This window comes from Pseudomonas sp., assembly GCF_049645325.1.
Taxonomy (GTDB): domain Bacteria; phylum Pseudomonadota; class Gammaproteobacteria; order Pseudomonadales; family Pseudomonadaceae; genus Aquipseudomonas.
In genome coordinates, this window is sequence record NZ_JBARTQ010000241.1 from 1 (window position 1) to 10,612 (window position 10,612).

The window sequence follows — 10,612 nt, forward strand, 5'->3', positions numbered from 1 at the left end:
GAATGGGTCTATGGAAGTAATAGAAGAAAGAATCACAACGTTCACTAAATCGCTGAAAATATTCATGACGCCACCAAATAACGGGCGCAGTTAAACATGCCAGAAGAGGCCTGTCTTTTTGCTGAACATGGAAGGAAGTAGAGGTAAAAAAGTGTCTAGAGCTTCTTTAAAACAGCCAGCCAGGCCTGGCTTTTCATGAGGCCCAGTGTCTCGAATTTGCCATTGGCCAGTACGCGCACAAACAGCGCGCTGCCGTACTCGGGAAAGCTGGCGCGGGGGTAACCCAGGGCGGATTCGAAGTCGGCGATACAGCCACTGTGGGTGACGAATACCAGGTTGCGCCCCGCCTGCTTGCGGCTGAGCAACTCCTCGCCCATGGCCGTGCCGCAGATGGCTTGCTGGCCGGACGTCAGTTGGGCATTGCCGAACATGGCGTGGGCGGTCTGAGCCGTACGGACGGCGGGGCTGGCGACCACGTCGCTGTTCTGCATGCCCAATGCCTTGAAGGCTTTACCGAGTTCTTCAGCACGTTGACTGCCGACTACTGTCAGGCCTTCCAGCGGGCCGAGGCAAGGGTTTGTCGAACGATCGCAGCGCTCTTCATGGCGTACCAGCACGATCAGGTCGCCATCGCGCCAGCTCGGCAATACTTTCGAGGTCAGCAAACGGTTGCCCACACCCAGGTCGCGCGGCGATGTTGGCCACAGCATAAAACCGGCCAGCAGCAGGGCAATAACGGCAATACCTGCGCCCCACTTTCCCAAGCGCTTGATAGTTGCCCGGCGCGAGCGCGGTTTGGTCAGGGTAAGGTCAACCACATCATTCACCATGGACACTGTCTGCAGTGTTTTATTAAGTAGGCGCAACGCACTGACGGATGCCCGTAGTTGAGCAAGAGCCTGTCACAGGGCTGCTGTCTTTTCGCTGAACATCCAGCCTTTAAACGTTGTCGTGCAGGGCAACTAACAAGTTGCCGGCTGCCCGCGCTTGATGGGTAATTTAGAGAGGCGAGGGTGGGCGGGCAGTGAAATCAATGTGAAAAATTTGCGTGGGGTGCACGGTCAGCCGTTATTCTCGATTGCAGTCCTTCAAGCGAGCGTTTTTATGTTGCAGGTGCAAGGTGTACTTAAAAGCTATACGACCCCGCAGGGGCCGCTGGCCGTGCTGGCGGGCGTCGACCTGTATCTGAGTGAGCGTAGCAGCCTGGCGTTGATGGGCGAGTCGGGAAGTGGAAAAAGTACCTTGTTGCATCTGGTGGCTGGGTTGGACCGTGTGGACGGCGGCAGCATTCAGGTGGGCGAACAGCGTCTTGAGCAAATGAGTGAGGCGCAGCTGGCGCATTGGCGCCGCACGGACATCGGCCTGGTCTTCCAGCAGTTCAACTTGATCGGCAGCCTGCGCGTCGACGACAACCTGGCATTTCAGGCACGCCTCGCCGGGCGCTTCGATCCGCAATGGCAGGCACAGCTGGTGGAGCGCCTGGGCCTGGGCGACTTGCTCAAACGTTATCCCGAGCAACTCTCCGGCGGCCAACAGCAACGGGTCGCGGTGGGGCGAGCCTTGGCTTCACGCCCCGGTTTGCTGCTGGCGGACGAGCCGACCGGCAATCTTGACGAAGCCACCAGCGATGAAGTGCTGCAACTGATGCTCGACCTGTTGCGCGACAGCTCCACCAGTTTGTTGATGGTCACCCACAGCCCCCGCATTGCCGCGCGGCTCGATCATCAGGTGGTGTTGCATCGCGGGCGTGTCGTGCCGGCGGACGCGCGCTGAGATGGCGGTATTTTATTGGGCGTTGCGCGCACTGCTGAGCCACTGGCGACGTCACCCGGTGCAGTTTTTCAGTGTGCTGACTGGCCTGTGGCTGGCCACTGCGCTGTTGACCGGGGTGCAAGCCCTCAACAGCCAGGCACGCGACAGCTACGCGCGCGCCAGCCAACTGATCGGCGGTGAGCCCCAAGCCAGCCTGAGCGCACCGGACGCTGCCGCGTTCCCTCAAGCCTTGTTTGCCGAGCTGCGCCGCGCGGGCTGGCCGGTGTCGCCGGTGGTGCAGGGGCGTTTGGTGCTCAAGGAACACGCGGACCAGCGCCTGCAATTGATGGGCATCGACCCGCTGTCGCTGCCCGGCACTGGCGCCGTGGCGGGGCAACGGTTGAGCCAGGCGCAGATGCTTGCGTTCTTCGAACCGCCGGGGCGCACCTGGGTTGCGCCACAAACCTTGCAGGCGCTGGGTTTGCACGAAGGCGAACAGCCACTGACCGCCAGCGGGCTGGCCTTGCCGCCTTTGCAGGCTCAACCGGACATGGCGCCCGGCCTGTTGCTGACGGACATCGGTTTTGCCCAGCCTTTGCTGGCGATGCCCGGGCAATTGTCGCGCCTGCTGCTCGACAAGGCCTTCGCCGCGACCCATCCGACGCCGCCCGCCGCACTGCAACTCAAGCAGGGCGAGGACAACAACCTCGCGCGGCTGACGGAAAGCTTTCACTTGAACCTCGATGCGCTGGGCTTTTTGTCCTTTGTGGTGGGGCTGTTTATCGTCCACGCCGCCATCGGCCTGGCGTTGGAGCAGCGCCGCGGCTTGCTGCGCACTTTGCGGGCCTGCGGCGTCAGCGCGCGCCTGCTGATCCTCAGCCTGGGCGTCGAACTCGGTGCGTTGTCGTTGCTCGGCGGTGTGCTGGGGGTTGCCAGTGGTTACCTGCTGGCGAGCCTGTTGCTGCCGGATGTGACCGCCAGCCTGCGCGGTTTGTACGGCGCCGAAGTGCCGGGCCAGTTGAGCCTCAGCCCGTGGTGGTGGGTCGCCGGGTTGGGCCTGAGCCTGCTTGGCGCGTTGCTTGCGGGCGCAAGCAGCCTGTGGCGGGCCGCGCGTTTGCCGCTGTTGGCACTGGCCAATGCCCAAGCCTGGCATGAGGCCCATGGGCGCTGGTTGCGGCGCCAGGGGTGGGTGGCGGCGACGGCGTTGGTCATCGCGCTGTTGGCACTGTGGCTCGGCGATAGCCTGGCTGCCGGTTTCGTGCTGATGGCGGCGTTGCTGTTGGGGGCGGCGCTTGGCCTGCCAGTGCTGCTCAACGGCCTGTTGAAGGCGGTGTTGGGGCGCAGCCGCTCGGTGCTGGGCCAGTGGTTTCTCGCCGATTGCCGCCAACAGTTGCCGGCCTTGAGCCTGGCGCTGATGGCGTTGCTGTTGGCCCTGGCGGCGAATATCGGGGCGGGCTCGATGACCTCGGGCTTTCGCCAGACCTTTAATAACTGGCTGGAACAACGCCTCACCGCCGAGCTGTACATCAACCCGCAAAACCCGGCCCAGGCTGGGCAACTGGGTGCGTGGTTGGCGCAACAACCTCTGGTGCAAACCGTACTGCCCACCTGGCAGGTCGCGGTGCAATTACAGGGTTGGCCAGCGGACGTATTTGGTGTGGTCGACGACCCGACCTATCGTCAGCACTGGCCACTGCTGGAAGCCGTAAGCGCGCCTTGGGACCAGTTGCTCAACGACGACAGTCTGATGCTCAGCGAGCAACTCGCCCGGCGCCTGAACGTGCGACTGGGCGAGACGGTAAAAATCCCTACGCCTCAGGGTGTCTGGTCGCCCAAGGTGGTGGGCATTTACGCCGACTATGGCAACCCCAAGGGCCATCTGCTGGTCAATGCCAAGCACCTGTTGGCGCATTGGCCGACGCTGTCACCGGCACGCTTCAATGTGCGCGTGCTGCCGGAAAACGTGCCGCCGTTGGTGCGTGAGGTGCAAAGCGCGTTTGCCCTGGAAGACAGTCGTATCGTCGATCAACAGCAACTCAAGGGCTGGTCGAGTCAGGTGTTTGAACGCACCTTCGCCGCCACGGCTGCCTTGAACAGCCTTACCCTCGGCGTCGCGGGCGTGGCGCTGTTTATCAGCCTGCTGACTCAGAGCCAGAGTCGCCTGGGCCAACTCGCACCGCTGTGGGCATTGGGCGTAACGCGGCGGCAACTGATGCTGCTCAACCTGGGCCAGACCTGGCTGCTGGCGGTGCTCACCCTGATACTGGCATTGCCCCTGGGCCTGTTGCTGGCGTGGTGCCTGGACGCAGTGATCAATGTTCAGGCATTTGGCTGGCGCCTGCCGTTGCAGATATTTCCCTGGCAGTTGGCGCAATTGCTCGGGCTGGCGTTGCTCGCCACCCTGTTGGCCTCGGCCTGGCCGTTGTGGCAGTTGTACCGCAGCCGTCCAACGGATTTGTTGAGGACCTTTGCCAATGAGGATTAAAGCGCTGTTGTGGGCAGCCTTGTTGCTGCTCAGTGCGTGCGATAAGGCACCTGCACCGGAAGTGAGCTTCGCCGGGCTCGGCAGTGACGCGGCGGACTTCGCGCAGGTCGTACCGGGCAAGGTGTTCAGCTTTCCCGAAGACCACGGCCCTCACGACGGCTTTCGCATCGAATGGTGGTACGTCACCGCCAACCTCAAAGACGCCGAAGGCCATGTGTTCGGCGTGCAATGGACATTGTTTCGGAATGCGTTGAAAGCAGGCTCAACGCAGCCGGGCTGGCACGACTCGACTGTCTGGCTTGGGCATGCCGCCGTCACCTCCGCGACCCGGCACTACGCTGCAGAACGCTTGGCCCGTGGGGGCGTTGGCCAGGCCGGCGCACAAGCGCAGCCTTTCAATGCCTGGATCGACGACTGGAATTTCGCCACGCTACCGGGTGCCGCAAGCCCGCTGGCGGATATGCAACTCAAGGCTGGCGGGCCGCAATTCGCCTACGACTTGCACCTGACCTCAAGTCGACCGCTGGTGCTGCAAGGCGATAACGGCTACAGCCGCAAGTCCGACCAGGGGCAGGCGTCGTACTACTACAGCCAACCGTTTTTTAGCGCAGCCGGCAGTGTCACCCTCGACGGCAAGAGCTATCAAGTCAGCGGCCCGGCCTGGCTCGACCGCGAGTGGAGCAGCCAGCCCCTGGCGGCGAGCCAGACCGGCTGGGACTGGTTCTCCCTGCACCTGGACCGAGGTGAGCAGTTGATGCTGTTCCGAGTGCGACAAACAGACGGCGCGGGTTACCTGACCGGCACCTGGATCGACAAGAACGGGCACACCGAGACCCTGCACAACGCCGATATTCAGCTCGTGCCCCTGGAGACTACCAACATCGATGGGCGCCAAATTCCTACGCGCTGGTCGCTGAAAATTCCCGGCAAACAGCTGGACATCACCACCGAAGCGGTTAACCCGAAGGCGTGGATGAACCTCAGTATTCCGTACTGGGAAGGGCCGGTGAGGTTTGAGGGCGGTGTGGGCTACCTGGAGATGACCGGGTATTAGGGCGTCTTTTTGTAGGCGCTCTGTCTCTGCCGTGTAGGCAACTTCCTAAATATGATTTCTCGCTCCCGGACGGGTGTCCGGGCCGCAGTCGCTTGCCTATATTTCGACGCCATCTTCATGGCATCCGGGATGTAGGGCATGGCGCAGGGATTCATTAATGAGCACACGACGGACTACCTGAGTTTGAAGTCCCGGCTGATGGGCAACAGCTCAAGTCGGCAGCGTTCTGATCACTTTGATGGTTTGAATCGGCATTTGCGCAAGGGGCTGGTGACGCCGGGGCAGTTGGTGATTGTTCCTGATGCCTACAGCGTGAGCTGTTCGTTGGAGGAGGCCTGGTTGGTGCGCGAGGCTGAGCGAGTTCGGCGGAATCTGGAGCTTGATACGTCGGCTGGGAAGGCTGTGATCAATAACTACGATTTGCTGCAGAGCTTACTGGCGTATGGCTCGATCGGGATTGGCAGTGCCACGTCGGCCTGGGCGCGACATTTGGATGAGGTGGCGCGCACATTGGAGGAGGTCGAGCAACTGCACCAACGGTTGAAGAACGGCAATTTGGACAGGCAGGCGTTTAATCAGCAACGCCAGGCGTTGTTCCGGTTGCTGAACACGCAACTGCAGGGCGCGGCGCGGTTTGGGACAGGGTTGCGGGGGCATCAGTCGTTGAAGAAAGTGCTTGGGATTTCGACCAAAAGTTTTTTGCACAAGGGCGAGATAGCAGGGTATGCGCAGCGTATCAAGGCGATTGCGCAAACGTCGAAGTGGTTGGGAAACGGGACGTATGTGGGGCTGGCGATGGATGTAGGGGTGGCGGGATTGGAGATCAAGGAGGCGTGTGTGACGGGGCGGGAGGCGCAGTGTCGGCGGGCGAAGTATGTGGAGAGTGGGAAGTTGGTGGGTGGGGTAGCGGGCGCTGCTGCGCTTGGAGCACTCGGTGCCAAACTGGCTCGTCGTGCATGCACGATGGTGTTGGGGGTCTCCTTGAAACCAGGTGGTGAGCTTGTGTGCGGAATTATAGGAGGCTCAGTGGGAGGGTATGGAGGAGGCCGTGAGCTCGGCGATTTAGGCGCATTTTTGGGAGGACAGATTTTAGAGACCCAGGGTGATTTGATATTTCAACCGGAGGGCGCTTAGCGATGACGTTTTTTTTCGGCTACTCCATTGTGTGGAGTGTTGGGGTGTTCGTCATCTTGGGGCTGATGCAATTTGCCGAATATACAAAACTGGACGAACTGGAGAGCTATTTTAGTGAAAACGCAAAAGTCCAAAATAATAAGCGATTTTGGGGGAGGAGCCAGCGTATCGACAGGTTTTATCGCATGTTGCTGATAAACGAAATCCTGTCAGACCCAAAGCGCTACGTCAAAGCGGGTCTTGTGACCGAGGCTGAACTGGCGTCTGTTCCCTTAGCGCTCAAGCGGTGGGCGCTTTGGCCATATTATCTTTTGATGATTTGGGGCATCGCATTGGTTGTTTGGTCCGTATGGCGCAGGTGGTGCGATATCCCAATTTGAAAGGCCTGAGTTAAAAAAAGCTGTACATGCATACAGTGGTATTCTAAAGTCCATCCCAGGTGACCGGATGTCACCGATCACCTGAGCTTCAATTTTTTAACTATGGATGGATAAAAAATGAAATCGACAAAAGCCCTGATGCTGGGCGCGGCCATGATGGCCTCCTGCTTTATTTCGGCCTCTGCCCTGGCCGAGCCAACCCTCCCTAAACTCAGCCCCGGAACTGTCAATCAAGGCATGATTGATGCGCTGAAACCTGGCGGTACGCTGACTGCCGTGCCGATCCCGGCCGAGGTGCTGCAAAAGCTTCTGGACGCCAAAAATGGCCAGGCCAAACCCGCTGTCAAGACGGCCACGCCTGCGCCGTTCAACACCGTCGTCGGCGAGCTGAAAAAACCGAGCCAGGCCAACCTGAAAAGCGCTGCCATCGCCGCGTTTGAGCCGCTGTTCCCCACCCTCGACATCAATACGCTCTACACCGTCACCGACGTGCAGACCGGCCAGGAGTTTGCTTACCACTTCAACCTGGCGCAAAGCGCCCGGGTGCTGGTGCAGTTGATCAACCAGAGTGCCGGCGCCGACCTGTCGCTGACGCTGTTTCGTGATGACGGCCAAGGCAACCCGCAACTGATCGATACGTCCGACAATGCGGGCAATGCCGATGAGTACCTGGGCGGCATCCTGCCGGCGGGGGATTACTACTGGTACATGGTGGCCAAGACCGCAAACAACGCGCAGTTCAGTTTTGGCGTGGCGGTGGACACCAACATCGACGCCTTTGAACCCAACGACACAGCGCAAAATGCGTTTGTATTGCCGGACTCGATGAACAAGGTCAGTGGCAACCTCGACAACGCCAACGACGTCGATTACTTTGACTTCAAGGCCCTGCGCGGCCAGAGCGTGAGCATGTACCTGGCAGGTGACGAGACGGGCAGCCGTAACCAGTGGATCTTCGACCGCTTCGATGGCGTCAACTGGGTCACCGTACCGGCGGGTTCCACCTCGACCTACCCAAGCGTAACGTCGGGCAGCACCGTCAAGGTGCGTGTACGTGCCAACCCAGCCGTGGCGCAGGACCCGGCCAAGCAATACCAGTTGAGCCTGGGCTCCACGCCACGTCTGAACACGACCAGCGTGACGGGCGACAACATCGTACGCGTGCCGGTGGGCGAAATGCCGCTGGCCACGCAAACCGGGCGCTTGCTGAATTGGTCGACCCAATGGTCGGACTCCACCGGTGCGCCGCTGCTGGGTATCACCCCGGTATTGCGCGTAGATAACCACTTCGTTGACTTCAACTACCGCTGGGTCGACTACAAGGCGACCACCAACAGCGCTGGCGCTTCCTCGGCCACGGCCAATATCGGCACCTGTTTCGGTGACTACCGCACGGTGATCAACGACAGCAGCACCGGCGTGCCATACAAGTGGGACACCACCTACAACCAGGGTGGCTGGCGCATCGAACTGGCCGAGTTCCCCGGTGTGGGCGTCGGCGGAGAGAACGTGCAGTACGTGAGCCTGGGGCATATCTGCACCCAGAACATCATTCACTGATGCGCTGATGCAATGAGAGGGGCAGCCAGTGTGGGCTGCCCTTTTTTGTTATTCGCGCGCCAATGCCTGCTTCAACGGCAGGCGTGCCATGCTCGTGCTTTTCAGCGAGCCCAGATACAGCCAGTCGCCGTATTCGCGTGCGGTGGTAACGGGCGAGTAATTGCCCGCGCTGCCATCCTGCAGGTTGGCGATGACGTTGCCGTCGGTATCCAGCCCAATCACGAAGGCTTTGCGCTCGATGGGCTTGGGTATGACCATCAGCGCTCGCACCATCACCTTGCGCAACAAGGGATAGCCGGCGAAGCCGTCCAGCAGCGGGTTGCGCGGTGAATACAGGGCCACCCAGAAACGGTCGCGGCCGTTGAAACTGAGGTTGTCCGGCAGGCCGGGCAGGTTGTCGATAAACAAGTCGTGAGTGCCTGTGCGTTCACCTTTGAGCCAGTAGCGGCTGATGCGATAGGCGCCGGTTTCATTCACCAGCACGTAGTTTTCATCCGGCCCCAGCGCCACGCCATTGGCAAACTGCAATTGATCGAGCAAGACCTCGGTGGTGCCAGTGCTGAAGTCATAACGCAGCAGCCGGCCATCGCCGCCATGTTCGATCACCGCCGTACCGTCCTGCCCGTAGCCCCAGCGGCTTGATGCATCGCTGAAATACGCGTAACGCCCGCTTGCGTCGACCGCCACGTCATCGGTAAAGCCGAAGGGCACGCCATTGGTGCCGGTGCTCAAGGTGATGACTTGGCGATTCGCATCCAGCGCGAGCAAACCCTTGACCCCATCGGCAATGATCAGGCGCCCATCCGGGTGCAGCGCCATACCCAGAGGGCGGCCGCCGGTATTGGCCAGCACTTCCAGGGTATGGCTGTCGGGTGAGGTGCGGATGACGCGCCCGTCATGCAACCCGCTGATCAAAAAACCCTGGGTATCCAGCAGCAAGGCTTCGGGCCCGGTGATGCCTTGGGCGCCGACTCTTTGTACGTCCTTGAGGCGCTGGTTGTCGGCGTAAGGGCCGTCTTTCATCGAGGGCGCTTTGGGTGGTGCCCAGTTCACCGGCTGTACGTTGGTCGGCATCAACAGCAAAAAAGCCATCACGGCGAGAAACAGCACAAACAGTAAGTGGCGCAGTTTTTTGGGACGGGTACTCATGACTATTCCTGGTTGTCGTGGGCGTTCGGTTCCCAGTGCAGGGTGCCGAACAGGTAATCCATCAGGGGCAGGACGATATTGAAATTGCGTCCCTGCATCAGCTCTCGGCGGTGGTGCAGGGCGTGCAGTTGGTGCATCTGGCGAATCCACGGCAGGCGCGCCACCGGGTGCTCGGCGGGCAGGTGTTCGCAGGCGTGGAACACTTCGTACAGCAGGTAGCCGAGGATCATGCAGCCGGCAAACAGTCCGGCGACATTGGGGTTCAGTTGTTTGAGCAGCCACCAGGCGGGCAGCGTGATGGCCAGGCTGTGCAGCACGATGAGCCAGGCGGGAAACAGAATTACCCGCCAGTCCCGGGCACTGTCGAAAGTCATGTGGCCGGGGGTGAAGAAGCTGTGGTGATCGCCGGTGTGGCGAGCGTAGAACAACCGGGCGAAGGTGTGTTTGTGGTGGCCGAAGTGGCGGTGCACGAGGTAGATGCAGAGGTTGAAGAAGACCAGGGTCAGGGGGACTGTCAGCCACTGGAACGGGGTGATGCCGTTGGTGGAGGACCAGGCGAGGGTGATGGCGGTTATGCCGTAGGCGAGCACGAACGTGGCGTGGAGCCAAGGGTTGTAAAAGCGGTGCACGCTGGCGCGGTAACGGGCGCGGAAGGTGTCGGTGGGGTGGGGCATTTGGGGGCGCTCGGGTGTTTTTTGTTGGAGGGGTGAGCTTAGTTGGTGGTGGGGATTGTGCGAGTGCATATCCGTTATTTGGGTGATGGCTGATATGGGTTCCGCCCTTACGGCGGGTCACTTTGGAAAAGCCCCAAAGTAACCAAAGGGCTCTTGCCCCTCCACTCGGTGCCTCGCTGTGGCTCGGCATGCCCGCACGCAGGCTTGAATCCGTGGGCCGCCGCCACGCGCCATCCATGGCGCGGGGCGGCTAACCCGGCCTCCTTGCCGGGTTACCCACGGATTCAAGCCTGCGTACGGCCATCGTGGTTAACGGGGCGCCCTGGATCAAGATCAAGATCAAAATCTACAGCACGGCGGCCTGAAAGCCGACCTGAGTGGTTGAAGCAGAAGCAGGGCAACAGCAAGGCTGCACAACCTATTC

9 protein-coding genes are annotated in these 10,612 nt (G+C 60.7%); 6 read left to right on the plus strand and 3 right to left on the minus strand.

The features are described from left to right. Nucleotides 1–155: 155 nt before the first annotated feature. Nucleotides 156–830, minus strand: coding sequence for a histidine phosphatase family protein (locus tag WBB95_RS10380; protein WP_424487503.1), 675 nt, complete (start codon nt 828–830; stop codon nt 156–158). Nucleotides 831–1,104: 274 nt separating this feature from the next. On the opposite strand from WBB95_RS10380, the gene WBB95_RS10385 reads away from it, so the two are divergent. The 6 genes from WBB95_RS10385 to WBB95_RS10410 all read left to right on the plus strand — a co-directional run bounded on the left by WBB95_RS10385 (nt 1,105) and on the right by WBB95_RS10410 (nt 8,365). After that, nucleotides 1,105–1,773: an ABC transporter ATP-binding protein gene (locus WBB95_RS10385; protein WP_424487504.1), complete on the plus strand. Its 669-nt coding sequence runs from the start codon at nt 1,105–1,107 to the stop codon at nt 1,771–1,773. A 1-nt stretch (nt 1,774) separates the two neighbouring features. Then, entirely contained in the window at nt 1,775–4,237 is a 2,463-nt protein-coding gene (locus WBB95_RS10390; RefSeq protein WP_424487505.1) for an FtsX-like permease family protein, read from the plus strand. Continuing rightward, complete coding sequence (locus WBB95_RS10395; RefSeq protein ID WP_424487506.1) at nt 4,227–5,291, plus strand: lipocalin-like domain-containing protein; 1,065 nt, start codon at nt 4,227–4,229, stop codon at nt 5,289–5,291. Before WBB95_RS10390 ends, WBB95_RS10395 begins: the two co-directional genes overlap by 11 nt. Nucleotides 5,292–5,429: 138 nt before the next feature. Beyond that, nucleotides 5,430–6,425 (plus strand): hypothetical protein, encoded by a 996-nt coding sequence (locus WBB95_RS10400; RefSeq protein WP_424487507.1) that lies wholly within the window; start codon nt 5,430–5,432, stop codon nt 6,423–6,425. 2 nt (nt 6,426–6,427) lie between these two features. Beyond that, nucleotides 6,428–6,805 (plus strand): hypothetical protein, encoded by a 378-nt coding sequence (locus WBB95_RS10405; RefSeq protein WP_424487508.1) that lies wholly within the window; start codon nt 6,428–6,430, stop codon nt 6,803–6,805. Between the two features lie 117 nt (nt 6,806–6,922). Beyond that, nucleotides 6,923–8,365, plus strand: a complete 1,443-nt coding sequence (locus WBB95_RS10410; RefSeq protein WP_424487509.1) for a hypothetical protein — start codon at nt 6,923–6,925, stop codon at nt 8,363–8,365. Between the two features lie 48 nt (nt 8,366–8,413). Here WBB95_RS10410 and WBB95_RS10415 read toward each other — a convergent pair whose 3' ends face one another. Beyond that, nucleotides 8,414–9,514, minus strand: coding sequence for an SMP-30/gluconolactonase/LRE family protein (locus WBB95_RS10415; protein WP_424487510.1), 1,101 nt, complete (start codon nt 9,512–9,514; stop codon nt 8,414–8,416). Nucleotides 9,515–9,516: 2 nt separating this feature from the next. Further along, a complete protein-coding gene (locus WBB95_RS10420; protein ID WP_424487511.1) occupies nt 9,517–10,188 on the minus strand; it encodes a sterol desaturase family protein in 672 nt (223 codons plus the stop codon). Nucleotides 10,189–10,612 lie beyond the last annotated feature (424 nt).

Coding starts and splice junctions, on each gene's coding strand:
- WBB95_RS10380 (WP_424487503.1), bottom strand. CDS start 830: ATGGTGAATGATGTGGTTGACCTTACCCTGACCAAACCGCGCTCGCGC.
- WBB95_RS10385 (WP_424487504.1), top strand. CDS start 1,105: ATGTTGCAGGTGCAAGGTGTACTTAAAAGCTATACGACCCCGCAGGGG.
- WBB95_RS10390 (WP_424487505.1), top strand. CDS start 1,775: ATGGCGGTATTTTATTGGGCGTTGCGCGCACTGCTGAGCCACTGGCGA.
- WBB95_RS10395 (WP_424487506.1), top strand. CDS start 4,227: ATGAGGATTAAAGCGCTGTTGTGGGCAGCCTTGTTGCTGCTCAGTGCG.
- WBB95_RS10400 (WP_424487507.1), top strand. CDS start 5,430: ATGGCGCAGGGATTCATTAATGAGCACACGACGGACTACCTGAGTTTG.
- WBB95_RS10405 (WP_424487508.1), top strand. CDS start 6,428: ATGACGTTTTTTTTCGGCTACTCCATTGTGTGGAGTGTTGGGGTGTTC.
- WBB95_RS10410 (WP_424487509.1), top strand. CDS start 6,923: ATGAAATCGACAAAAGCCCTGATGCTGGGCGCGGCCATGATGGCCTCC.
- WBB95_RS10415 (WP_424487510.1), bottom strand. CDS start 9,514: ATGAGTACCCGTCCCAAAAAACTGCGCCACTTACTGTTTGTGCTGTTT.
- WBB95_RS10420 (WP_424487511.1), bottom strand. CDS start 10,188: ATGCCCCACCCCACCGACACCTTCCGCGCCCGTTACCGCGCCAGCGTG.